Here is a 23812-nt window from a genome sequence, read left to right on the forward strand (position 1 = left end):
TAGGCTTAGGCGCCAAACCCTTTCGCTACACCGCTAGCGGTGACGGCTTGCATGTTTTCCCAATGGTTTGTCTCTAACCAAATCGCGTAAGCAAGGTTCTGATCAGTATCCGGCTCATTAGGTAGCCACTTTCGCCGCCACGCATACATCTTTTGCCTGTCGCTGCTTTCTACAGCCGCGACAAGCGCATCTATTTTTTTACTGAGATAGCGAGCTTAGGCGCGTACTCTTTAAGAACGGCGCCATAAATCTGTGTCGCCGCCCCTGCGTTTTTATTAGTAATTTCGCGTAACGCATCTTTTGAATCTTCACTGACACAGCTCATTAAGAAGTTGTGCGCCGCGCTACTCGCATCACCTTGTAGAATGGTGTTTTGCGCTTCATCGTACTCGGCAGGGGTTGGGATAAATTCAATATCGGTATTGCCGACAGTTAGTACAATTGACTTGCTCATTGTTGTGTCTCCTGTTCGTGCATCGCACGCCATTTTAAATATTCATCGGGTTGTTTTGCACACTCTCCGAGTGCGGCTTTTAAATTGGGTATGTCATCGGTCACCACCTCTGGCCATGTACCGAACACTGTGGGTTTATAGCAAGGCTCGATCAAACCAGCAGGTGGCAGCTTCACGATCACTTCGGTTGCTGTCGTCTTAGTAGTGCTCGCGCAAGCGGTCAGTAACAGCGCTAGGAATAACGCATTCAATACCTTCCATCTGTTGTTTGAGCTGCTGTACTTCATCTTCTAGTTCCTGACGCTGAGTAATTTGTCGTTTCTTGCGAGCAACCAACACTTGGTTAATGTGCTGGTTATCCTGTTTAAGCGTGTTAATCGTGCGTTGATTGGTTTGGTTGTCCTGCTCTGCCTTATCTAACTTGATTTGAAGAAGATCTTGCTTGGCGTAACTCGCCTTAAGCGCAAACCCCTGCAGTACCAATAAACCAATGAACAACGCGAGCCCACCCCACTTAATCCACTTCCATGCAGCGAGCATGCTCCGCCCTCCGCCGTTTCACTAAACCAGGTAGCTTCTTCCCTGCACCATAAACCCATCGCGGCAATTGATTGCACGCTTGTTGATAACGACTCGCCAAAAGGTGACTATAAATGCGAGTTTTGGTGCCATTTCGATTACGTTCAAAACGGGGGCATCCCGTGTTAAAAGCAAAAGAGACAAAGGCATCAAATTGGCCCTGAGATAACGCTACCCCCGACTGTTTCTCGGCTCTTGCAATGCAGCGCTCTGCACCTTGCAAGTTCTTCACCCAATCCTTGGCCACTTGGTTCATGGTAATGATGAGATCCGGCACATCGTGCGTATTGCCAATGCCATTGGTTGTTAAACCTGATGGGCAGGTGTATGGGTCTAATCGGCACCCTTCCATATTGCCAACAATCGCTAGCCCTTTCGGACTGATTCGAAGTTCGCCTAGCGCTTCATTAGCAACCACCACTTGCCCTGTAGGTGCCACTGAATGGGTACCTAATGTTGCCCCGCCCGTAATTAAGGCGATGACCACACCAACCGAACACACTATCTTTTTAGCCAGCTTCATTGATGACTACTCCCTTTTCCTTGGCAATGCGCTGCATATTGCGCTTATGCCAAATGTTAACCCCCGCCATAATTACCCCGAGCACGATAGAAGACAGGAAATACCAGTGTTCCATCGTCATTTGGCTGACAGCGATACCGAATACAGAACACAAATACGCTATGCCTGCGGTGATTTTATCTAGCCAGTCGCGCATTCATCACTCCCTTGAGGATTGGCACTGAGTGCAGTATTGACACCCTGGCACTTTTTGACGGCGTTGCTCAGGGATTGGGTCGCCACATTCTTCGCAATCCTGTGCACTTTCCCGTTGTTCATTTTGCTTAGCCCTTGCCAGGTGGTGAGCAAGCGCCACTTGTGTGAATTGGGCTTCAAGGCCACTGGCATGGTCGATAACATCAGACATTACGCCTCCTATCTATTAAGCAAAAAGTTACTGAACCAAGTCTTCGGTTTCATCTGGTCGCAGGTATGGGACACCATTGATTTTGATGAAATCTGGGCTGGTCACTTCAAACGGCAACTTATGAACCAATGCATTCGCACCATTGGAATCCACATCAAGCAGATCAGAGATTTTGATACGACAACCAAAGGCTTCTACTTTCAGTTCGTCTTTATCAATTTTGCCGTAGAACAGCGAATCAAAATCCGGCAGTCCACGCCAAGAGTCGACTTGTTTGGCTGCCTTGCTCATTTGGTTGAACTGCTGAGTGGTCAGCTCCATTTCACCGCTTGCTTCTACATCGCCATCTACCCAACCATCAGGTACACCAGAGGTTTTGTTCACGGCTGAATTGTCGGTAATAGATAGGGTGACTTTTTGCGCTTTTAGCTTGTAGTCGCCCATTGAAAAGTGCATGTTCTTGCCAGAAATACGCATGCTCATTGGTTATGCCTCCACATCGGCAGGGTTAGAGAGATCAAGCCCAATGTTGACCACAATGTGTTTCGGGCAGTTATGAGGGCGAACCATTAAGCCAATGTTGACTTTGGTTTTCGTCATCCACTGAATCGACACATCTTCATCGCGTGGGGGCATGATTTCACCTGGGAACGGAATGCCGCCAATCTCAGTGGTCTTGGACATATCGCGCATGTCTTTACTGAAGTAAGTGCGGTTGAGCTCAATACTTGGTGGAGTCGAATTAAGGATTCGGTCAGCAATACGGCGTATCGCCTTAATACGAACACGGCGATTAAGCTTGTGAACCGGACGAACGTATTCAAGGTATTGGAAGTCGCCACCTTTGGCTTCTAGCGTGCAACCATCCGTCCAGTACACCCCTTCCATATCCGCATACCATTGCGGTAATGAGTAACGGGCATCAGCTAATGCTGAAATAGTGCTCATCTCCAATGGCTTACCCGTACTATCAATCGGCATTGCACCCAAGCCAAGCAAACTGCCTGTTGCGACTCGCATTGGGCTATCGGCCACGGTGACCGCACGGTCACATAAACGGCCACCCAAAACACCCATGTTATTGCCGTTAAGCATTGGTACTGGCGTGACCATGTTTGCCGCCACATCTTTCACTAGGGCTAGCATGGCGGTTTCATAATCCGACCAGGTTTGATCATCGGCATCAATGCCAGGACACGCAGCCAAGAAGAACACCCAACGGCCAAGTTTGCTCGTGAGCTCTGTTGCTTTGTCTTGCATGGCCGTGAACTGCGCTTTATCGGTCACCACATCAACAATGCAAACGCCTTCAAACGAGTCAGTACGGTTGGCAATGTCTACGGCTTCTTGCCAAGTATCATCCACGGCCAAACCGAAGATGGCACCCGTCCAGTTTTGTTTGCCATTAAGCTGCGCGGCTTTGATGTTTGCGCCTAACACATCATCTGCCACCACTTCATCAAGGTTGGTCATGTTGTTTACGCGCGTGACCTTGCCTTGCAGTTCCGCTTTATCGGTGCGCCCGATATAGAGCAAGTGGCGTTCTATTTCTGGTATCCCGCCTTGCCCTAAATTGAGGTTGTTTACCTCTACCTTTCCGGTTGCCATTGGTTGTTTCCTCGCTTATTTTCGCGTCTTGGCCTGCTCAAAAATGGTGATGAGTTGGCGGGTGACTTCGCGTTCTTTACTGCCTAATATTTGGCGTTGTGCTAACGGGATATCCCAAGCGGTCACACTGGGCTGATTGCTCAGCTCTCGAATAATTTTCCCTGCTTGCCCATGGGTAACGGTGTCCATTAACAAACGAAGGCTAGGCTTTTTCCGCCCTTTGCCGCTTTTCCTTGGTACCGTGTAGCCCAGTTCCCTTAGCTTTCTCGCCTGCCCTTTGGAGCAAGGCGCAGAGTAGTCTGGTGTTCCCCATCGCTTTTGCATTTGCCGTGCGGTCATTTTTTGCTTTTGACCCACATGGTGTCTGGCTGCAATTTTTGCGGTGAGTTTGTTATTCCAAGTTAGGTCTAGCCTGTTGGCGTTTCGTACATAAGGGGTTAGTCCTTTCGCCATACGGCGCATCACTTTGCCGCGTTTCTTACCTTTTTGTGGCGCAAGTGCTTTCCCGTGAATGTCTTTTTGTTGCTGAATCCGTTTACGCGTATTGGCTTTTTCCCAGCGCCCTAACGTTTTCAAAATCCAAATGCGCTTTTTAGGTGGAAGGGCTAACATGGCAAGCTTCTCTTGCATGTTGAGCACATCCCTTTTATTCGCACTAACCGTCGGTTTCATTCACCAACTCCGCTTCTTCTGCGGTATAAATTTCTACAGCTTGAACTCGATATTTAATGCCGCGCCAGGTAATCATTCCGGCTTCTGAATCTGGTACCAACTCGATAGGTTCCATCAACTCAAGCTCTATACTCACATCCGCCAGTTCACTACTGATCACATCTACCGACAGCGTTGGGTCTTCTAGTTCCTGTTCGTTTCGGTCTTCTTCATGGTCGCTTAACCAACAGGCAACCAGAGCTAACAAGCAACGTGGGTCTAACTTCTGGTGCGGAAATTCTTCAACCGATACCACGGCGTTGTATTTCCAATAACACGCGATATAACCGTTGTTTCCGCGGTCTTCACCGCTTGGCACTATCGAACCGTTTTCTTGCCAAGCATCAATTTTGTTATTAAGCACATTGCTGTTTAGGTGGCTGACAATGTAACCAGTTAAATGCTCAAGCTTGGTTTTGTTGTAAACCGTGTCACTCATATCGAACCAATCCCATTGGCACTGCGGCCAAGTAGCAAACGCACATCCTGATTACTTTGGGTGATAAAACGAGCCTCTTGCTCTGGTTCATCCGTTGCTACGCTTTCACCTTCCTTTCGGCGGTCCTGCGTGGCGAACTCTGGTAAAAGATCAGCATGGGCCAAACCATAAACTGCGCGCTTATATACGGCTGTTTTTTCTGCGCTTAGCACTGGCGGGTTGGCATCAACCAACAGGCTTTCAAGTCGCTGCTGAATATTCAAAGCCGCAATACTCACGGCTGCAGCCATAGAATCGTTATCAAAGGTGTGGGGAATACGGCGCAATTGGCGGAATTCATCGGTTGATAAATCCGGCCAACCTTCACCTGGTAAGGCGGCATTTACTGCGCTGTTCACTTTCCCACCAAAGCTCATTTCGATTCCTTGCTTTCCAATTACGAAATAGGTGCGCCTCTAGCCACTGGGTCAACGAGTCACAATGAGCGTTTGCTATTGCACTCTTGCCAGCCGAGGCGCGGTGGCGTAGGAGTCTTTTCTATTACTGACTAAAGATTCGTACCGTCTCTAATGGCACGAATGCGTTGTTCGATTTTCTTTATCTGCGTGCCCACACCCACTTTGCAGTGCTTATTGTGTGCGTGTTGAAGTAGGCCCAAAGCCTTTTCCAACGTTTCCAAATTACCAACTGCTGTGGCTTGCGGTTGGCCGTCTTCATTTCGAATCAGATACAAACCCGCGAACTTGAACCACTTGGCTTCCACTTTTTCATGCAGGCGCCACTCTTTCTCAACCTTCTCAAATACTTTGGAGAAGTAAGGTTCAATTGAATTACCACGTTCTGATTCACTTTCAGCCCACGCTAGAACTTCATCGGCACAGAATGTCGGCCAGTTACGACGGAAGTTTTCTGGTGTTGGCAGGTCACGTTCTATGGCCGTCATGCACCAATCAATCGCGGTATCCAACTCTTTAATGTCGAATAGCCAGATCACCAAATTGGTAAAGATTGGGTTTTCAAATTGCTCACCACTTTCCAAATAGGCTTGAACATACGGCTTGTATTTCGGAACCAACACATTGCGTTTATGCTCAACACGGTCAGCAATCGCATTAAAAGTGCGTAAATGCTTGCGGTCTTCTTCGAAGTCAATCAGCTTGATGTGCAAGCTATTAGTGTCTGCACCAGAAACAACCTCCGGTGCAAACTGGCTAGCCTGTTTTTCAAGTAATTGCTTCCGCTGTTTTGCTAATGGGCTAACCATTTTTCACTCCATTAAGCCGCTGGCTCTATAACAGTTACTGATTCAATTGCAGCGAATTTAGATAGTCGGCCAACTGCATAACCTTCCATACGAATATGGTTACTCTCAAATCGCATACGATCAGTGTTGTTCTCTTGCTTACGCCACTGCGTACCCGACTGAGTAAGGATTTGTAGATTCTTCAAACTAGTTACCCAAACCGCATCCGCAGGGAAGAACGGTGGGGTGTATGCTTTTTTGCCAGCAATAGTCTTCGCCAGGGATTGAGCCGCTTTATGCTCAGTCGGTGTGTCTGCTGATTCCAGTAGTCGGTGCTGCTCTGCTGCGACCAAGTTCGAACCGATCACCACAACTAGGTCATCATCTTGGCGAGATTGCTCGGCGATGGTTGTGTTGATTAGATCTTGGACTAGCGAGTCCAAGTTTTTGTAGGCATCTCCCGTTGCACCTGTTGAGTCAAGCTTTGCTGCCGCAAGAACTTGTGCGGGTGCTTTCTCTTTAACAAGCGTAAGCCAGCCCTTGTTAACGTCCTGTCCAAGTGGATTAGCAGCGGGGTCGGTGGTGTTTGCAACACTTGTACCGTTAAAGCCAATACGAAGCATGTCTAGTGCAAAGCGTTTAGTGATGGCACCTTTCATTAGGTTCATCCACTGCCCTTTACTGCCAGAATTAATCCACTGGGTCATAAGTTCCCAAGGGATATGCGCTCCAGAATCCGTTTTTACTAACTGGTAGGTATTACCATCTTGCCCGACTTCCACACTGAAGCGACCAGCCGCACGGCCAGTAGATAGACCGTCGTCACCCACATCAACAACTTGACCTTGGATTTGGTCAACAAGCCCGGTGTGGATCATGCCGAGAAAAGCATGAGAATGTTTTAGTGCTTCACGAAGTTTGGTTTCCATTACTGGTGTAATAGAAAACATCTTCTCGTCTGCCTCGGCACTCGCAGCTTTAAGAGTGCCGCTGATAAATTCTGCTAAGTAGGTTTTAAAATGTGCCTTGCTCATTTAGAAGAACTCCATAGTGGTGTTTGCGCCCTCGCCTTCCGGCTCTTGACCCGGCACTTCTTGTGAAAGGTCGTTGAATTTCTTTTCTAAGCCAGCCACTTTCTCAACGAGTGGATTAAGTTTTTCTTCCAGCGCTGCAGAAAACTGCTCTACTGTTGTGCCTTCTGGTTTAACTTCCGGCTTTGTTTCTGGCTCAGATTCTTGCTTACTAAACTCTTGCTTGAGTTCGTTGGTAAGTTCGGTTTTTAACTCACCTTTAAAAGCACTAAATTGCTTTTGTAGTGCGGCTTGTAGTTGCTCTTCGGTCACGTCGCTATCCTCTGGTTGCGATGAATTCTCTGGCCTATCTTCGCCAGAGGAAAAGAATTGATGGCACATCGAAAAAAATCGCTCACTGCGGGTAAAACATTCATCAAGATTGATTTCTTCAAGGTGACTACATTCAAGGCGAGTGGTTTCGCCCTCTTTACGGGAGAATTGAAGTAGCGAAGTACCAGTGGATGCTGGGGAGTCAGTCGCAGCTAGGCCCATTAAGTAACAACGTCCTTCGCCCTTGTAATCAGGATTTGGCTCAATAGAAGTGAATAATTTTTGCTTTTTACGGTTGGCTTCAAGCATGTAGTCATTAGGCTCTAGCTTGGCAAAAAGACGCATTTTCCCGTCTTTTTCTTCCGCTTTAAGCTCAACAACCTTGCCCCAGTTTTCACCAAACCCATAAAATCTACGGTGCTCTGGCCAAATCAATGCAGGATATTCGTCAAGTGAATAGCACTCCGCCATTTGGGTTAACCATTCACGGGTGATTTTTCGCCCATCTACGGTTGGCCCTTCTGTCGCTACGATTTTCCAGTCACTCGTCTTAGGCATTTACGTACTCAAATTCGTTATTCACATTTTCATTTGAGCCAACAATACGCCTTTGACTTAGTGCTTTCAGCCACTTCAATTCCGAGAAATTCGGATTTTATCCGTATCCGAATTCATCCGAATTTTGGTTAGTCATTTGCGCATTTTCAGCGCGTATGATGCGGCTATGGCATATTCAGATGAAATAAAAGAGGCCGCGAAAAAGCTTTATTTACGCGGAGTACCTCCAAAAGAAATAGCGGCGCAACTTAACTTAAATAGTGACCGCATCATTTATACCTGGGCGGAGAAATTCGGCTGGGCTTTGTTGTTAAACGAACTGTCCGTAGAGGAAATGATTAACCGCCGATTGGCCGTGTTAATTGATAAAGACGAGAAAAGCGATCAGCAGCTTAAAGAGATGGATAAACTCATAGACCATCACGTCAAACTGCTAAAAGCGAATGCCGATGCAAAAGCCAAAGCAGAGCGAATGCTTTCGCAAGGCAGCTCAAAGACAAACAGCTCCGAATCATCTAATAAAAACCGTAATGGTAATGGCGGAAGTAAGAAGAAAGGAAAAGGCAAAAATAACATTGAACACCTTGGCGAAGGTGACTTTGTAGCCTGGCATGAATCATTGTTCGAATACCAACACACCATGCGTAACAACATAAAGCAGCGTATTCGAAACATCCTTAAGTCACGCCAAATCGGGGCCACCTATTACTTCAGTGGTGAAGCACTAGAAGACGCTATCCTAACGGGCGATAACCAAATATTCCTTTCTGCCTCTCGCGCTCAAGCAGAGGTTTTCCGCAGCTACATTATTGCCATTGGCAAAGAGTTTTTAGACATCGAGTTAACCGGCAACCCGATCATTCTTTCAAACGGTGCCGAACTTCGCTTTTTATCAACCAACAGCAAAACCGCCCAGAGTTACCACGGCCATGTTTATGTGGATGAATACTTCTGGATACCCAAATTTGATGAGCTGAACAAACTCGCTTCCGCAATGGCGACACATAAGAAGTGGCGTAAAACCTACTTTTCTACACCGTCGTCAAAAATGCACCAGGCTTACCCATTCTGGACAGGTGACCAATGGCGCAAAGGCAAAGAATCTCGCGAGAAAATTGAATTCCCAACGTTTGAAGAATTTCGCGACGGTGGCCGACTCTGTGACGATAAACAGTGGCGTTATGTAGTCACCATTGAAGATGCCGCCAACGGTGGCTGTGACCTATTCGACATTGACGAACTGCGTGAAGAATATAGTCAAGACGACTTCAACAACCTATTCATGTGCATATTTGTTGATGGGTCACTTTCTGTCTTCAAGTTCTCAGACCTTGAAAAAAGCATGGTGGATGCCGACCACTGGCAGGACTTCAAACCAAACCATAAGCAGCCCTTCGCCCACCGTGAGGTTTGGTTGGGTTATGACCCAAGCCGAACTCGAGACAACGCGTGCTTGGTGGTCATCGCGCCACCTGCCGTCGCAGGGGAAAAATTCCGCGTTCTAGAAAAGCACTACTGGAAAGGGCTCAACTTCCAGTATCACGTGTCTGAAATAGACAAAGTCTTTCAACGTTACAAAGTCACTTACATTGGCGTAGATACCACGGGCATTGGTGGCGGTGTTTGGGACTTAATTTCTAAAAAACACCCACGTGAAGCGCACGCCATTCACTACAGCAACGAAAACAAAAACCGTCTCGTCATGAAGATGATCGACATTATAGAAGCTAAGCGGCTTCAATTCGATGCTGAACACAAAGACATTGCCATGGCATTTATGGCAATTAAACGAGTTCCAACCGCCAGCGGCAATGCAATGACATTCAAAGCAGAGCGTAGCCAAACCACAGGTCACGCCGATGCATTCTGGGCCATCTCTCACGCCATTATTAATGAGCCGTTAGACCATTCATCACCAACTAAATCAACTTGGGCGACTGCAGCATGACCGAGCAAACCGAAACGTTAATCAAACAAGAAGAACAAGCACCCGGATCTGTCTATCACATCGACTCTGCATCAGAAGCCATTGATAGCAATAGTTGGATGACGTCCTACTCAGATTTGTTTTACAACGATTCAGAGAATTACTGGGAACCACCCATTTCGCCAACGGGATTGGCCGATGTTGCCAGAGCCAACTCTTATCATGGTTCTTTGCTAATCGCTCGAGCCAACTACGTAGCAGGACGATTCCAGCAAGGTGGTGCGATTCGCCGTCGACACGTTCAAGCATTTTGTCGTGACTACTTCACTTTTGGTCATGCTGGGTTCTTAAAAATTCGAGACGGCTTTAAGCGGGTGGTGCGGTTACACCCATTGCCAGGTATGTACCTGCGTAAACGTAAAAATGGCAACTTCATCATTCTAGAACGCGACAACCAACAGCGAGAATACCGCAAAGACGATGTGATATTTTTGCCACAGTATGATCCGCAACAGCAGATTTATGGTTTACCCGACTACTTAGGCAGTATCCAAAGCAGCTTATTAAACAAAGATGCCACACTGTTTCGCCGCCGTTATTACAAGAACGGCGCTCACATGGGCTTTATCTTTTACGCAACAGACCCGAGCTTAAGCGAAGCGGATGAAGAGATGATGAAGGAGACCATTGCCAGCTCTAAGGGCGTGGGCAATTTCCGCAGCATGTTTGTGAACATCCCGAACGGTAAAGAGAAAGGTATTCAATTAATTCCGGTTGGCGATATTGCCACTAAAGATGAATTCGAACGAATTAAGAACATTACCGCGCAAGACATCCTAGTAGGCCACCGTTTTCCATTAGGCAAAGCAGGCATTATCCCGCAAGGCACAACCAGTTTAGGTGACCCGATCAAGATTGGCAGCGAGTACGCCAAAGATGAAATCATTCCGGTATGTGAGCTGATAATGGATGAAGTGAACAGTGACCCAGAGATCCCTAGGTCACTGAAGTTGGAGTTTGATAGAACAATGGCCGTCAACACGGATTAACGGTATTTAAGTTATGACCCACTAACGCCTAAACTTCCAATAAGTTCCATCTCCAGTTTGTACTTCGGTCAAACTCGCTCGGTCAGACGCCCTCATACTATGATGAAGAATATTAAAAATGTCAGAAATAACAGGGCGTTCTTCAGCGTAATATGAATGGTCTAGAAATCCGGTACCAACATTAGTCGCATCGATGGTTTCAACTCCATCTAATACCACTAAGTTTTCTCCAGCATCCCCTGCCCTTGGGTAACTCGGCATGCACTTCACGCGATACTTTAAGGGGTATATCTTCGGATGAAGCATATAGCGTTATTGGGGTATTGGACTTAACCATTTCAGGAGCTATATCTCTCTTAAACACATCGGCGTCTATATCTGGTGCCGCAAGGATGACTTCCCGAACCTTGCCTGAAAATTCAGGGTTACTCCTCATCAAATCAACATAAGAGCGGGTGAGAGCCCTATTTCCCATACTATGGGCAATCAAATAGATATTTTCAGCATCAGACTTTTCAACAACATCTTTCAAGAACGCTGTAATATGTGTTTGAGCCCACTGTACATTCACCTCATCTGATGTGTACTTCAACATTTTCCCATGTGAAGGCCAGCTATAAAATACCGCTGCTCCGTCGAAGCTCAGGTCATAAACCATTTGGGCAGTTCTTCTCGCTGCATCTGAAAACGTCACATTGTAGCCATGCACATAAATAAGCAAATCGTTGTCACTTGATACTCCTACTCTGCCCTTTAACTTCTCAAAGTAATTTTCTTTTTCGAACTGCGAGATACGTTGTAAAACGACATGCTTATCTGGATCTTCAGAGAATTCAAACTTCCACCACGTGGGTGATTCCAACGCACCAATTTCATGATCTTGAGGAATGGATACTTCAGCAATACCGTAGGTCACATCCGCGCGCTCGGCACCATAATATTCGTAAACGTCTTGTTCATTTTCGATTGCCCGATCTGTAGCAAAGAAAACATCAACCATAGTATATGACTCGTTATCTACAACAGGTTCACTTGGTAGCGCTTGCTCTGTAGAAGCACACCCAAACATCACCATGGATACTGCCAACACCGCTATTAGCTTAAAATTTTTCATACCTTCAATTCTGATTACTAAACAAGTTGTACATGTTCTTATAGGATAGTTTTCACGACTTTCCTTACCTTTGTATTAATAGTGTGATGTTCAATTACCTAAGACGTCACTCGCAATTATCACCTCTTATCTCATACTAATCTTCCAACTAAATTTGCTTAAATAGCAACATGAACACAAAAACCGAACTGCTCACCCTTCTCAAATTCGTAAAAGCTGAAAAACCAGCTTTAAACGACTTCACTCGATCTCTGGAAATCGCGGTCGGAAAGACACATCATGATGAGATTGATTTTCACAGAATGAATGACCAAAGCCTACCCGATATCCTATTCATTCTGGCGCTGACTAGTGAAGACGTTCTTTCTCAGTATTCCCGTATTTTCATCAATCTCGCCTCACATGAAATCACCAATATTTACCACCCAAAGTTGGGGATTTCACCGCACACACACCCCCATTAAACCTGTACAAACGCACAGTATTTAATCTACTATATCAAGGTCAGTCAGCGAGTTAGGTTAAGTATGCGAGTTTATTGCAAATGCGGTGAACGCGCGATTGTTAGCAGAAGCAAAGCAGCGGATGCGAATTGCGCGGAGTTATCTTGTTCATGTTCAAACCCAGATTGCGGCCACACCTTTGTGAGTGCGCTGGGGTATAAACATTCTTTAAAGCCTTCAAAGCTTCACCTGGGGATTGGTGCAGCCAGCAAGCCTCTGTTTGGTAAAGTATTTGGTACCCGTGTTTTTTGTGGTTGCGGAGAACGGGCGGTAATCAACAAAACCAACCGCCTATCCAATGATTGCGCAGACCTTTATTGTGAATGCAAAAACCCAGCATGTGAACATCAATTTGTTATGTCGTTATACTTTAGCCACACATTAAGCCCATCATCAAAAACAACACATCAACTGGCTAATTCATTGGTAAAGGCTCTGCCCCCAGAAAAGAGGCAGGAGCTTAGTCTTCAGCTATCGATGTTCTAATTACAACCTAAACTCAGGGCTTTCTACCTCATCGGCCATTTCAATTATCGATTGAATGGCTTTTGTTTTTTCAGCATCAATTAAGTGAGGGTACTTCGCCACTAATCCTCTCATCAACAACACTCCCGCTTCAGCACGCCCTTCCGCAGGCATACTCACTGAAACTCCGTCAATGATCACATCAAGCGCCAATTGAAATAGCTTTTTTTCTTCTTTCATATCAATACCCTTACCAACGACCCCATAAATATACTGTATATTCATACAGTATTCTATAGCTGTTTTTTGACTCACTTCACTCATCTTCTTTTTCCTTGGGTTATTTTCCATACACAAGCACTGTAACCAATTCGATTTAGAAACAAGTGATCGCCACTAGACGTATTTTGTTTGCAGAACCAAATATGTTATGGCGCAACTGTGCTTAATAAAAAGCTGAATGAAGGGAGGATTAGGAAGGAGGGTGTATTAATAGTGCCAACTTGATTCAGAGTGTCAATAGCCGGATCACCCCAGTGATTCGTCGCCACCGTCTGAGTAAAACAATGGCGGATTTATCATCAAATAATCAATGAGATAGGTAATCCCCACTCGATTTTTTTATGCTCTATATTTTGATGTCGCTCGCAAAATATTTTCTATCAAAATGGGCTCTTGGCACCATATTTCGCTAACAGCTGATCAATATATTCCCACAATTCATTTAAGTCTCGATGCTCAAAAAAGAAGCTGCTATCAACGAACTGCGAACCACTGGAGAAAAGTTAGGCACGGTATTGGCTTCGACGCCAATGCCTCGTTCCAATGTTCTGTAATAGTTAAAGAGGTATATGCTATATTGGTGTGCATTGATGGATATTGATGGCAAAACATACTGAAATCACATTGACCTCAAGGTCAAAATGATTCAGAATTGGGTTAGTTAAATATGCTATTGCATAGTTCCAATTAAATCCCCCGGCTTAGGACATTAAACATGCCAGCAACTAAACGTCGAGAAGTAAAGCAACCTTTTAGCCAAGAGGAAATGCGCCAAGCATTCACTCCGCTAAGTGCTGCTCGTAGACGTAGGAATGTCGCTAAGTTTTCAACTCCAGCAGGAGAGCGAGTTGTCAAAACCATCTGACGACGTTGTCGTTCACTACGACAGCGAAGAGCTAGACCCCTTATCAAAGCAACAAACCTTCGTACTAAAAGAATTCAAACAGTACAAAATCGACAGCCTAAAAATCACTACTGATAACTTTATCGCCCCAAATGAAGGTATTCAAGAAAGAGAACCTTCCGTCCATTCGTTATTTGGTCGTGACAGAGTATTTGAACAACCTTCAGATCTAATCACCAGTATTCACAAAGAAAACGTTGCTCATATCCATTATAGCGACGGTTCTTGGGCTAGTGATATGAAACAATGGTATTGCACTAGTAACTTAGCACTCGTCTATTCAGGGTTTGAACTGCACAATAAGTTCCATTTTGTCATTCACGAACTATTGTTAAATGAAGATAGTGAACCCAACTTTGATGCTCACGACTCTTATAAACGAGAGGACGTTGAATTCTATATCGAAAATGCAGAGTATTTGCGTAAGACAGTTGAAGAACAATCTAAAAGTGATGACAGCTAAGGTATGCAAAAGTTAACTCTTTACGTAAATAGTTAGCCTTTGCAGACCCTTACCCCAACGGCCATTCCCCTTCCAACTCTGGGAAGTACGAAAGGTCGGGTTGTTGATAGTCATCTTCTTTCGGTTGGGTGAATGTTTCATCCCACCCTTCAAAATCCATCCAACTTAGGTTGTCCGCTTGCGTTCGGCTGACTTCAACCAGCTGCGCTGGGCGTTTATTGCCGCGGTCGTCTACCTCCGCAGGGCGAATTTGAATACTTGTCTCGTTATCTACCTTTAATGAACTGCCTTTTAGCAGTGCGGCCAGTGCTGACTCATCTATATTCGGTGGCGCGTTACTCTTTTTCACCTTCGGTTCGAATAATCTAATTAGCTGATCGCAGACCTGTACTTTATGGGGCTCCGTACAGTTATTGACAGAACTCCGAGAGGAGCCAGAGGCTCCAACAGCAGTCGCTTCGCTCCCAAGAGCACACGCTTCCGCACCGTCTATCACCGTAGATTTCTTGCGAATGGTCCAAACCTTCGTACGGGTTTTCACCGTATCTTGAGGCGTGCTAAAGCCCTCTATCTTGCGTACGTCTTCACCATGGGGTGAAGCAAACGGCAGTACTTCATATGAATTGGTGATCAGCAGGTCATCACGTTTCACAAATGGGCCACCCTGCCCCATGATGTAACCCATCCAATCGCCAGTATCCGCTGCTTTAAGCGTGTTGCTGACGGTAGGTTCATCTTCTGTTTTTAACCTCGCCTGGTAGCTTTTACCAATCGCTTCCATCAGCTCTGGTTTCGAGATCAATCGGCTTGGTTTAATAGGGCCGACCAAATCACGCATTAACATGGAATACAGCGTTAGTAGGTCGACACGTTGCTGCATGTACAAATATTCCATAAAGGCTTTTTTGTTTTGGTTTGCGAAACGGCGCAGCTCTCGGTAAGTGGTCACCAGGTGCACCACCAAAGAATTGATACTGACGAATACACCAACGGCTTTTCCATGCCGTCACGTTTCTAGCCATTTCCTTTACAGGCTTATCCACTTCATCCGACAGATCATCATCCATGGCATAACCATCAATGTTTTTTGAAATGTATTTGGCAATGTAGCCAGTGGCCGTCCCCTTTTCTGGATCGATAAACCCAACATCGCAGCGTGGTTGATAGTCGATATTTAACGTCGTCAAACCCTCTCGCTCTATCGGCCATAGTTGAACCGATTCAGGCAACTCTACCTCTGGCCTAAACTGCTTTAATGAAGATGGAAAGTGATTGGCGTAGATCTTTTTATAGACTCGGAAAGGGTTGGAAAACTCGCGCTCTTCCACATAATTAATGGCCTCTAACGGCAAGCAAGGTTTGGCTTGAGGAAGCTCTTCTTTATCGAACAGCACCGCATAGCGAATGAATATGTCTGTCACTTGCAAAGCATCTGTAGGTTTTACCCAAATCAGCATGTGCCAATGGGGCGTGCCGTCGTGATGTGGTTCGGCAACACGTACCCCAAACCAACGAATCCCCTTACGGCCTAGTTTTGCTCGAATGCGTTGCCATATATTGTTTAGGTAAGCCTGCGTTTCTTTTGGGCTGGCACCATTCCAGTGGTTAATGAAGCCACCTTTTTTATAACTACTATGGTATTTGGACGGCGCTGTTAGCGTTAGAAATAACCCTTGCAAGCCAAGCTCGTTGCCAATGTCTTCGCATCCACGGCAACGGGCCATGAGTTCATGCCGCCGAATCGCAGGGTTTGAGATACTTTTCTTAACCGTATCCCACATTTCCACCACTTCCTCTGTCTCTTCATCAAAGAGCTCAGATTGCTTCATGAATTCGTAATTACGCTTTTGCTGCTCTTGGTGCTCACGAATACAGTTCCAACTCGCATAGGGGGACGCCTTTGCAGACACCTGTCCCATAGCAATAGCTAGATGCTCGCGCATAATTTTACGGATCGCCCACAAACGCCCAAACCACCACTTTTCATCAATGAGTTTAGAGACATCTTGTGCAGCACTTATCGCGGTTTGTTGTACGTATTTACGGGGGATTTTCACCCCAAATTGTTGCGCGAATTGAGCAAGCAATTCATACCCTTCCACCTCAAGAATGAGCGGGTCATTTTTAGGGCGCTGTTCATTAATGGCATCAACATCGAGCTTCGCCAGCTGGTCGCCAATATGCTGCACCTTGGCGATCACAATCTTACCGATTTTGAAGGCCATCTCTTTCACTTCATCCGATTCCAGCTCGGCAAGAATACGGCTTTTCACTGGCTTGCGTGTTTTCTCTGCCTGCTCAAAATCAAACCCCATTTGAGGATGCTGAACATCAAGATCACTTTGCTTAGTGCTGCTCAGTTCTTCACTGAACAAAGCAATCTTTTGTGTGGTGGGAAGTTGTTTGTATTGCTTCAAAACCAGCAATACTCGTTGCTTCGCTGGCATTAGTTTTTTGTTTATAAACGTATTGGCTACCTTACGCCCTTCTTTTTCAAAAATACGCGCATAGCGAGTAGCAAAGTACTTGGTTAAATAGGCAGGGACGTTCTCGAATTGCTGTGACGTCCAGTGATAATCATCTGGGCTTGTGTCGTAAAGAATACGTTGAATAACAGATAAATCGTCTGGCTCTACCTGAACAGGTTGAAAGCCATGAGGAATACAAGCATTCCCCCCATCAATTGGTGAAAGGGGGGAGTTATAGGGAAGGTCGAACCGTTCTATTTCGACAGGTTCCGTTAGGTAACCCACTAACATTCATCCATGAAATCTGCTGGGTTACGGGTGATTTTAAGTTGTACTTGAATCGTGTCTTTTCCTGAAAGCAGCGTTCCAAGTAGTACCTCGTTATCTGGGTGGTGACCTTCCAACATTTCAGTGAGTAAGGTTTGAATATATTCCGGTGCTTCAGCAGCCACTTTGATTGCTTCACTCATAACTGGGCAAACTCCTGTGAGTCGACAATCATAAAACCGCCAGAGTGATTACCTTTCACAATCACACCGTTCATAACATGAGTGCAATTAAACTGCTCACAAGCGTTTTCAATAGCCAGTTCAGCACTATCGTGCTCGCCCAACTGCACGTTCATCACCTCGCCTTCACTATTTTTTACTACTCCGCCGCCACTGTTTAGGTACACCGCTAAGAAATTAAGCATTAGCTCCCCTCCCCAATCGCTGCCAAGCAGTACTGCTCGAACTGGAAAAGTGCTTCATCGTCCCAGTGGCCTAAGTCACGTAGGGCGAGCATTTCAATAAACAGGCGGCGGTTGTTCATATCTAGCTGTGACCAATGGTGTAGCTGTGGTTTCGCGTTCTCACTTTGACAAGAGCGATACCAGCTCACGTAGTGATGCGCAAAGAAGACACAAGCGCGGTCGCCTTGCATGGCTTGTTTGATGTCGGACAACACATCTTCTTGTGGTCGATGGGTTTGAACGGGGGTGAGCTTCTTTGCAATGGCGTCGAGTTGAATGAGCATTTCATGTTGTTGCTCAGTGTTGCTGCTCTCGAACCTTGCCGAAATTTGCTCAAATGACGTGTTGAATAGATGGATTTCAAAATCACTCATGCTTCCACCTCGGCTTCGGCTTCTTCACGGGCTTCAATGATCAACTCAGTTAGCTGACTTTCGATTGAAAGTAATCGCTTCAATGCGTAGTCATGGCTTAACCAAACGTTCTTTTCAAAAAGACGTTCACTGTTGTCACCGTTTTCATAGTCATGCTCTGGGACATAAGCAAAAACAGCTAAACAATTAATATGCGCTGCGTAGTTAACAAAAATATGGATAACGTCACTATTGGTGACGGCTAGTACATTGATAGCGTGAAGAATATCGAGCTTTTCACGTTCTTTGATTACTTCTACATTGTCTCGTGAAACCGTTGCCGTATTTTCAATATCGGCATCATTTAAGTTGAAGTTATTTCTAAGGTATTTAGGCAGTAGCGAACTCACTGCAAATGCGATTCGACGTTGGTTAATATTTGCTTGGTCGTTATAGCGGACTGTTCTATTCAGAAGTTCACGAGACTCACTTAACGCTTCTCTCACTTCATCTCTAAACTGTTTAGATTCTTGGTTTAACTTGATTGCTTGTTTTAGTTCACTCATCTTCTATGCTCCTACGCTAAGACGAAAAAAACGCCCCCTTTCGAGGGCAAAGGACACTGGCTAGGGTGTTAATGGGTACTGCTGAACTGGTAGTGTTTTAGGCGGCGGACATCGCCGAGTTTCTTATCAAAGCCCACCACGATTTCTTTTAGGCACTGCATTCCGGTGCGGATTTTCTGCAGCTCTAAATCATTGAAGGATTCAAAGCGTCGTTGGTAGTCTTTTGCGGGTAAGCCGCCAGCAATCAGCACTAAGCCGCGAGTTTTATCCGGCATATTGTTGAACACCTTTTTCAACTTACGGCGCGTCGCTTCACCGTTAAAAAGGGACTTACAAGCCGCAATGCTTTCCAGTGCATTAGGGGCTTTAGGCTGCGCTATTTGCTGTTGTTTAATTTGTTCTCTTGCTAACTGGGTCATCATGGCTCCTTAGGTTAAACCTGGGATTGCTGCACCGTTGGCAATAAAGTCCACGCCCATGCTTAACATTGGGGAAACGCCTGAAGTGCGGTTTTCGATATCGTTGATAAGAAGCACAAGGTTGCCGATGCCAGCTTGTGCTTTTTTAATGAGTGACTGTTTGTGAGTGCGTGATAAACGTGGGCCATTGCCGTGTTGCAATGCCCAAGTAGACAGTTCGCCAGCATTGGTGCTGTGCGTGAGTACTCTTTCTACAATGCTTTGCGCGTGTTCGGCGCTTTCAATCGGGGCGGTGACAACGTCTAGCCCAAGCAAAAGACTATTGATAAGGGTGTAGTTGCCGCTCACTTTAGAAATGGCGACCAGTTCTACAGGTTTTAGAACATGGGGCTGATCAGGATTCAGCTTATTACGCAGCATGCCGGGCTGCATTTTTAGCTTTCTGGCGATCGCTTCCATGTTCTCTTGTCTCGCGAATGAGAAACAAGCCTCGTCAAATGACTTTTGTTTGGACTCACAGAATCCGCACATTGAGTTGCTTGCGTCCATAGCCAATACTCAAATGAAGAAGAAAGGGACGAAAACGAATAGCCAACCAACGACATTGAGCCAAAGGGGGCATTCGTTTGGATAGCTTTCTTCCCAAGACTCACTTTGCGATTGGTGCAAAGTGGGTTTGGTTTTAAGGGTGGTGAGAAAGCTCATACTTTTTGCTCCGCAGAACGCTCGAACACTTTCACTAAGTTGATGAGCACGGAGCCTTTCTCGCCATGTTTAGGAAGAATTGGGATTTCGCCACGGGCTATTGCTCTATCAAGTGACGATGTAGACCAGCCAGTACGTCTAATAAACTCTTTTTTCGTGCAAAAAGGTGCGTCCAACGCTATTTGAAGACTTGCCATAAGTGGTATCCTACTTAGATAAGTTTATTTTGATGTCGAATGGTGAGATATGACACATCAAAAATCGAAAACAACATAATGGTAGATCGACAATGAGCACTATGCAACCTGTTTTTACGATCCCAGACTATTTATCTGGCAAAGAATTCACAGAAGCCTTAAAGACAGTTAACTCAGTTGACACACTTTATAAGCTAGCGGACGTATATGGCATACCAAGATCAACACTAAACACATGGAACGCACATAACCGCACTTCATTTGAGTTGATTATTCGAACGCACTTAGCGACCGGAGCTTCTGTTAAGTACATGGCACTTGGTGAAGGTGAACCTTTCGAAGGTAATAAGACCGACTCTGCATCCACCGAAAGCATGCAAATATCTAAATTGCAGGATGGCGTGTTGGTAGAAAGTGGCAATATGGCGATAGACCAAGCCACTTTAGAACGCTTTGGCTTAAAAGCGTCACTGACTCAAGTGGTTGAGGATGATGCTGGTATCTATTACATCAACCAAGAATCAACCGACCCTGTAACAGGCGACTACCTAATTGATATTGATGGGCGCTTGTCGATCAACTACCTGCAACGCTTACCAGGCAAAAAGCTGGCAATAGCGTTCGGTGAATCAACCGTCGAAGTTGCAGAAGAAGATATAAAAGTTCTAGGCCGAGTGGCTATGGAAATGAAGAAGAAATAAAACGTCTATTGATTGGCTAGGAATCAAAAATGAAAATTGGATTAAAACTGGCAACAGTTGTTTTACCCGTACCTACCGTTTTCTGGGTTGTAAAAGGACAACATCCAAAATGGGTCAAGGTTGTATCTGTTATATGGGCGATGCTTACACTTCTAATGTGGGTAGGTTTCAGCCAAGCAGATAATGGTTCTAAACTTTTTCTACCTTATGCTTTGTCATCATTAGTTTGGTTCGGGGCATTAAATGGCCTCTTAATTTTAGTTAAGAAAATCATTTCAAAGGCCAAAAATCGAAATAAAAGCTCAGAAGTTAAAGAACAACCAGAGCCAACTCAGGCACCTTTAAGTCGCCACGTAACACAAAAAGGTGCTGCGCCCCAACCTCACGCGGTAAAAAACCTCAACCACAGATGAATTGGTCGCGACTGAAACTCTGACACCGAGACGCGAGAAAGCACTTTATAAACTTGCACTTCAAATTCTCGAAGATGATGAAGTTGATTTGGAGGAATCGAAGAAACTCAGAGCTTGGTTTCGAAGGTACCCTGAATCCAAAGATGACTCTCGAACTAAAGAACTAGCTGAAACTACAGAGCTATATCTAGAAGACAAAGTCTTAGAACACGATGAAGCACTTCATCTTTTTTCACTACTTACGGATTTCTGTGACTCTGTAGAAGCAAGAGAGAAAAATAAAACCACTCGCAAAGTCTCTATCCCTAGCTCTGCGAAACGTATCAACATCGAGCCTAACTCTGGATTTTCATTCTTAAACGATTTAGACCTCGGAAATGAGTATTTCATGAGTTACAAGGACTCTGCCGGGAAGGTATCCGATAGAAACATAGTTCTTAGACAGATAGAGCAAAACTCTCAAGGCGACACTTACATCAAGGGTTATTGTTTGATGCGAAATGCTGTAAGAACATTCAGGGCAGACCGAATCTCTGGGCTATGTTGTGTTGAAACTGGAGAAGCGTTTGTTTGAAGATGTTGCGATGCAAATAAGAAAAAAAATATAACCATATAATTAGCCTAAAGGTAGGAATTAAAACTCATATTCCAACAACTAATTTTCAGATAGAAATGAATATGGTAGAGCTATTTACCTCAATCGAATCGAACTCAGTGGTCATTAACGCATGTCAGAACAACAATATTATAGCCAGTATATTAATAGGTTAAGAGTCCCTACATTTTCTAAGAACGGATTTAAGACCAACCTTCAATTTTGTCAAAAAGGTGCATCAGAAAACCTAAATTGGAACTGGCACCTAGAGAACATTCGACCTATTAACTTTTTCATAGGACCTAATAATTCGGGTAAAAGCCGATTGTTGCGACTTCTTTTTGAAGACGATTTGAGAGCTATGGACTCAGACCAATTGCAAGTTTGGGATATTATCGACTCTTGGGATAACCCCAACATTGAAAATAAAATTGATTTGAAATTGAAAGGCCTAGGTTATAACCATAATTTATGCATAAGATTACGTTCAGACTTTTATAATAATGGCTTCGAGGGTGAAGTTACATTAAACAAACTGGAATCTATAGCTGAAAATATAATCACATCAATTAAACAAACCCGTGGCGACGTAATACACCTTGAACCTATATCGCGGTTCACCAAGGCGATCACGGCTCAAAGACAACCTGCTCTTTATGAATACCTTAAAAAATATAGCGATAAATCCTTTCATAAAACCTATATCCCGCTGCTAAGGGGTCTACGTACTCTTTGTGAAGATGACGTTTACCTAAACCGCACAATGGTTGATTACTTCACTACTCCTACAAAGAAAAGAAATACTGGTGCTGGCGATACCCTTTCAATTTTCACAGGACACACTTTATATCAAGATCTGACTAAAGCTCTGCTCGGGGATCACGCCCAGCGTCGAAGCGTAAAAGATTATGAGCAATTCCTATCAGAGCATTTCTTTGAACATGAAGAAGTCGCGTTAGTCCCGCGACTTTCGTCAGGTGCTAACAACGAAAATAATGTTGTCTACTTAAAACTTGGTAACAAACCAGAGCGCCCAATTTATGAGCTTGGCGATGGTTTACAAACAATAATAATGCTTACTGTCCAAGCTTTCTTAAATGAAGAACCAACAATGTTCTTTATTGAAGAACCAGAACAAAATGTACACGCGGGGCTACAAAGAGCACTAATCAATGCTTTTCGACTTCGTCCTCAGCACATGTATTTCATGACAACTCATTCAAATCACTTTATCGATATGGCTCAAGAACATGAAGATATTTCACTACAACGTGTTCACCAGGAACTTGATGACGATAATGAAGAAATAACCGTAATAGAAAGCAGTGCTCCTAACATGGCCATACTTCAATCTTTAGGGGTTCGAGCTTCCTCTGTACTCACTGCCAATTGTTCTATTTGGGTAGAAGGAGTTACCGACAAACGTTACTTACGCGCCTATTTACAAAAATACCTTCAAGAACTGGAAGAGTCCGGTGAACAAGACGAAGCATTAAAACTAAAACAGTATCACGAAAACCTGCATTACATTTTCACAGAATACCAAGGAAGTAACATTACTCATTGGGAGTTTAGTGATACACCTGACGATTCCTCTAAGACGCCAGCTAGAAAACTCAGTCAAAATATACTGCTTATCGCAGATGCTGACATCCAAGACAAAAGCGATAGGGTTAAATCGTTACGAAAAGAATTAGGAAGCAACTTCTTACTATTGGAGTGGAAAGAAATTGAGAACTACATTCCAGAGAAGATTCTTATTGAAACCGCGAAGAAACGTTGGGAAACCTTCAATGGCAAGGACGGTTGCCAAATCACTCGTTTCAGCAATCTTGAAGGGGAAAATAAATTTCAGTCTTCTAGTGCTGGAATAGGTGAAATCTTAGAGCGATATGTAGATAAACATGGTAGCGAACGAAAGTTCTACAAGGCCGAATCTGGAACCATTAAAGACAAAGTCAAGTTTTGTAACACCGCTGTCGAACTAATGACTGACGAAACAACCAATTGGAAGTTAACTCCCGAACTACGCAAATTATGTGAAGATATTTATAAGCATATTAAGAAATTTAATTAGGGGGATGACACAGC

At 44.8% G+C, this 23812-nt stretch carries 34 protein-coding genes and 1 pseudogene; 10 read left to right on the forward strand and 25 right to left on the reverse strand.

Translation table 11 applies throughout. The features are described from left to right. Nucleotides 1–5: 5 nt before the first annotated feature. From AC0L66_RS17925 to AC0L66_RS17995, 15 genes are all read right to left on the reverse strand, one after another. Nucleotides 6–149, reverse strand: coding sequence for a DUF6890 family protein (locus AC0L66_RS17925; protein WP_372060123.1), 144 nt, complete (start codon nucleotides 147–149; stop codon nucleotides 6–8). A gap of 41 nt (nucleotides 150–190) precedes the next feature. Next, complete coding sequence (locus AC0L66_RS17930) at nucleotides 191–454, reverse strand: putative phage tail assembly chaperone (RefSeq protein ID WP_473570202.1); 264 nt, start codon at nucleotides 452–454, stop codon at nucleotides 191–193. After that, nucleotides 451–630 carry an Rz1-like lysis system protein LysC gene (lysC, locus tag AC0L66_RS17935; RefSeq protein WP_473570204.1) on the reverse strand — a complete coding sequence of 60 codons (180 nt, stop codon included), beginning with the start codon at nucleotides 628–630 and terminating at the stop codon, nucleotides 451–453. Before lysC ends, AC0L66_RS17930 begins: the two co-directional genes overlap by 4 nt. Before the next feature lie 22 nt (nucleotides 631–652). Next, nucleotides 653–994, reverse strand: a complete 342-nt coding sequence (locus tag AC0L66_RS17940) for a hypothetical protein (protein ID WP_372060126.1) — start codon at nucleotides 992–994, stop codon at nucleotides 653–655. After that, nucleotides 969–1556 carry a lysozyme gene (locus AC0L66_RS17945; protein WP_473570205.1) on the reverse strand — a complete coding sequence of 196 codons (588 nt, stop codon included), beginning with the start codon at nucleotides 1554–1556 and terminating at the stop codon, nucleotides 969–971. Before AC0L66_RS17945 ends, AC0L66_RS17940 begins: the two co-directional genes overlap by 26 nt. After that, entirely contained in the window at nucleotides 1543–1752 is a 210-nt protein-coding gene (locus AC0L66_RS17950; protein WP_250618020.1) for a phage holin family protein, read from the reverse strand. The genes AC0L66_RS17945 and AC0L66_RS17950 overlap by 14 nt, the downstream gene beginning before the upstream one ends. Nucleotides 1753–1755: 3 nt before the next feature. Next, entirely contained in the window at nucleotides 1756–1962 is a 207-nt protein-coding gene (locus AC0L66_RS17955) for a TraR/DksA C4-type zinc finger protein (protein WP_372060128.1), read from the reverse strand. Between the two features lie 27 nt (nucleotides 1963–1989). Continuing rightward, nucleotides 1990–2445, reverse strand: coding sequence for a phage protein (locus AC0L66_RS17960; protein WP_473570207.1), 456 nt, complete (start codon nucleotides 2443–2445; stop codon nucleotides 1990–1992). 3 nt (nucleotides 2446–2448) lie between these two features. Beyond that, nucleotides 2449–3570, reverse strand: coding sequence for a DUF2586 domain-containing protein (locus tag AC0L66_RS17965; RefSeq protein WP_473570208.1), 1122 nt, complete (start codon nucleotides 3568–3570; stop codon nucleotides 2449–2451). Nucleotides 3571–3585: 15 nt separating this feature from the next. Continuing rightward, nucleotides 3586–4242, reverse strand: a complete 657-nt coding sequence (locus AC0L66_RS17970; RefSeq protein ID WP_473570210.1) for a virion morphogenesis protein — start codon at nucleotides 4240–4242, stop codon at nucleotides 3586–3588. Beyond that, entirely contained in the window at nucleotides 4226–4720 is a 495-nt protein-coding gene (locus AC0L66_RS17975) for a phage tail protein (RefSeq protein ID WP_428751131.1), read from the reverse strand. The genes AC0L66_RS17970 and AC0L66_RS17975 overlap by 17 nt, the downstream gene beginning before the upstream one ends. Then, on the reverse strand, nucleotides 4717–5136 hold the full coding sequence (locus AC0L66_RS17980; protein WP_473570212.1) for a head completion/stabilization protein: 420 nt from the start codon (nucleotides 5134–5136) through the stop codon (nucleotides 4717–4719). The genes AC0L66_RS17975 and AC0L66_RS17980 overlap by 4 nt, the downstream gene beginning before the upstream one ends. A gap of 131 nt (nucleotides 5137–5267) precedes the next feature. Further along, the gene (gene gpM, locus AC0L66_RS17985; protein WP_372060133.1) at nucleotides 5268–5984 is read right to left on the reverse strand and encodes a phage terminase small subunit; all 717 of its coding nucleotides are present in this window, start codon (nucleotides 5982–5984) and stop codon (nucleotides 5268–5270) included. A gap of 11 nt (nucleotides 5985–5995) precedes the next feature. Beyond that, on the reverse strand, nucleotides 5996–6997 hold the full coding sequence (locus AC0L66_RS17990) for a phage major capsid protein, P2 family (protein ID WP_473570213.1): 1002 nt from the start codon (nucleotides 6995–6997) through the stop codon (nucleotides 5996–5998). After that, nucleotides 6998–7864, reverse strand: coding sequence for a GPO family capsid scaffolding protein (locus tag AC0L66_RS17995; protein ID WP_473570215.1), 867 nt, complete (start codon nucleotides 7862–7864; stop codon nucleotides 6998–7000). A gap of 166 nt (nucleotides 7865–8030) precedes the next feature. On the opposite strand from AC0L66_RS17995, the gene AC0L66_RS18000 reads away from it, so the two are divergent. Both AC0L66_RS18000 and AC0L66_RS18005 read left to right on the forward strand, forming a co-directional pair. Continuing rightward, a complete protein-coding gene (locus AC0L66_RS18000) occupies nucleotides 8031–9812 on the forward strand; it encodes a terminase large subunit domain-containing protein (RefSeq protein ID WP_473570217.1) in 1782 nt (593 codons plus the stop codon). Beyond that, the gene (locus AC0L66_RS18005; protein ID WP_473570218.1) at nucleotides 9809–10840 is read left to right on the forward strand and encodes a phage portal protein; all 1032 of its coding nucleotides are present in this window, start codon (nucleotides 9809–9811) and stop codon (nucleotides 10838–10840) included. The genes AC0L66_RS18000 and AC0L66_RS18005 overlap by 4 nt, the downstream gene beginning before the upstream one ends. 199 nt (nucleotides 10841–11039) lie before the next feature. Here the strand turns inward: AC0L66_RS18005 and AC0L66_RS18010 are convergent, their stop codons facing one another. Further along, entirely contained in the window at nucleotides 11040–11954 is a 915-nt protein-coding gene (locus AC0L66_RS18010) for an alpha/beta hydrolase (protein ID WP_473570219.1), read from the reverse strand. A gap of 170 nt (nucleotides 11955–12124) precedes the next feature. Here AC0L66_RS18010 and AC0L66_RS18015 point away from each other — a divergent pair, with 170 nt between their 5' ends. Beyond that, nucleotides 12125–12418 carry a hypothetical protein gene (locus AC0L66_RS18015; RefSeq protein WP_473570220.1) on the forward strand — a complete coding sequence of 98 codons (294 nt, stop codon included), beginning with the start codon at nucleotides 12125–12127 and terminating at the stop codon, nucleotides 12416–12418. Nucleotides 12419–12481: 63 nt separating this feature from the next. After that, nucleotides 12482–12943 (forward strand): ogr/Delta-like zinc finger family protein, encoded by a 462-nt coding sequence (locus AC0L66_RS18020; protein WP_428751140.1) that lies wholly within the window; start codon nucleotides 12482–12484, stop codon nucleotides 12941–12943. Here the strand turns inward: AC0L66_RS18020 and AC0L66_RS18025 are convergent, their stop codons facing one another. Further along, complete coding sequence (locus tag AC0L66_RS18025) at nucleotides 12944–13273, reverse strand: hypothetical protein (protein WP_473570222.1); 330 nt, start codon at nucleotides 13271–13273, stop codon at nucleotides 12944–12946. Between the two features lie 646 nt (nucleotides 13274–13919). Between AC0L66_RS18025 and AC0L66_RS18030 the strand changes: the two genes are divergently transcribed. Both AC0L66_RS18030 and AC0L66_RS18035 read left to right on the forward strand, forming a co-directional pair. Then, a complete protein-coding gene (locus tag AC0L66_RS18030) occupies nucleotides 13920–14069 on the forward strand; it encodes a hypothetical protein (RefSeq protein ID WP_473570224.1) in 150 nt (49 codons plus the stop codon). Then, a complete protein-coding gene (locus AC0L66_RS18035) occupies nucleotides 14053–14571 on the forward strand; it encodes a type II toxin-antitoxin system YafO family toxin (protein WP_473570226.1) in 519 nt (172 codons plus the stop codon). Before AC0L66_RS18030 ends, AC0L66_RS18035 begins: the two co-directional genes overlap by 17 nt. Before the next feature lie 49 nt (nucleotides 14572–14620). On the opposite strand, the pseudogene AC0L66_RS18040 reads toward AC0L66_RS18035, so the two are convergent. From AC0L66_RS18040 to AC0L66_RS18075, 8 genes and pseudogenes are all read right to left on the reverse strand, one after another. After that, nucleotides 14621–17330: pseudogene (locus tag AC0L66_RS18040) on the reverse strand (replication endonuclease). Then, a complete protein-coding gene (locus AC0L66_RS18045; protein ID WP_372060146.1) occupies nucleotides 17324–17509 on the reverse strand; it encodes a hypothetical protein in 186 nt (61 codons plus the stop codon). Before AC0L66_RS18045 ends, AC0L66_RS18040 begins: the two are co-directional and overlap by 7 nt. Further along, the gene (locus AC0L66_RS18050; RefSeq protein WP_473570228.1) at nucleotides 17506–17733 is read right to left on the reverse strand and encodes a hypothetical protein; all 228 of its coding nucleotides are present in this window, start codon (nucleotides 17731–17733) and stop codon (nucleotides 17506–17508) included. The genes AC0L66_RS18045 and AC0L66_RS18050 overlap by 4 nt, the downstream gene beginning before the upstream one ends. Further along, nucleotides 17733–18146, reverse strand: a complete 414-nt coding sequence (locus AC0L66_RS18055) for a hypothetical protein (protein WP_473570230.1) — start codon at nucleotides 18144–18146, stop codon at nucleotides 17733–17735. Before AC0L66_RS18055 ends, AC0L66_RS18050 begins: the two co-directional genes overlap by 1 nt. Further along, complete coding sequence (locus AC0L66_RS18060; RefSeq protein ID WP_473570232.1) at nucleotides 18143–18691, reverse strand: hypothetical protein; 549 nt, start codon at nucleotides 18689–18691, stop codon at nucleotides 18143–18145. The genes AC0L66_RS18055 and AC0L66_RS18060 overlap by 4 nt, the downstream gene beginning before the upstream one ends. A gap of 68 nt (nucleotides 18692–18759) precedes the next feature. Beyond that, nucleotides 18760–19110, reverse strand: coding sequence for a hypothetical protein (locus AC0L66_RS18065; protein WP_473570909.1), 351 nt, complete (start codon nucleotides 19108–19110; stop codon nucleotides 18760–18762). Between the two features lie 9 nt (nucleotides 19111–19119). Continuing rightward, nucleotides 19120–19659 (reverse strand): phage regulatory CII family protein, encoded by a 540-nt coding sequence (locus AC0L66_RS18070; RefSeq protein ID WP_473570234.1) that lies wholly within the window; start codon nucleotides 19657–19659, stop codon nucleotides 19120–19122. Between the two features lie 152 nt (nucleotides 19660–19811). Beyond that, nucleotides 19812–20012, reverse strand: a complete 201-nt coding sequence (locus AC0L66_RS18075; protein WP_428751150.1) for a Rha family transcriptional regulator — start codon at nucleotides 20010–20012, stop codon at nucleotides 19812–19814. 92 nt (nucleotides 20013–20104) lie between these two features. Here AC0L66_RS18075 and AC0L66_RS18080 point away from each other — a divergent pair, with 92 nt between their 5' ends. From AC0L66_RS18080 to AC0L66_RS18095, 4 genes are all read left to right on the forward strand, one after another. Beyond that, nucleotides 20105–20713 (forward strand): helix-turn-helix domain-containing protein, encoded by a 609-nt coding sequence (locus AC0L66_RS18080; RefSeq protein ID WP_473570236.1) that lies wholly within the window; start codon nucleotides 20105–20107, stop codon nucleotides 20711–20713. A 29-nt stretch (nucleotides 20714–20742) separates the two neighbouring features. Next, entirely contained in the window at nucleotides 20743–21126 is a 384-nt protein-coding gene (locus AC0L66_RS18085) for a hypothetical protein (protein ID WP_473570237.1), read from the forward strand. A 1-nt stretch (nucleotide 21127) separates the two neighbouring features. Further along, nucleotides 21128–21700 carry a WYL domain-containing protein gene (locus AC0L66_RS18090; protein ID WP_473570239.1) on the forward strand — a complete coding sequence of 191 codons (573 nt, stop codon included), beginning with the start codon at nucleotides 21128–21130 and terminating at the stop codon, nucleotides 21698–21700. A 154-nt stretch (nucleotides 21701–21854) separates the two neighbouring features. Beyond that, nucleotides 21855–23798 (forward strand): AAA family ATPase, encoded by a 1944-nt coding sequence (locus AC0L66_RS18095; RefSeq protein WP_473570240.1) that lies wholly within the window; start codon nucleotides 21855–21857, stop codon nucleotides 23796–23798. Nucleotides 23799–23812 lie beyond the last annotated feature (14 nt).

The organism is Vibrio sp. GJ43-1 (assembly GCF_055808835.1).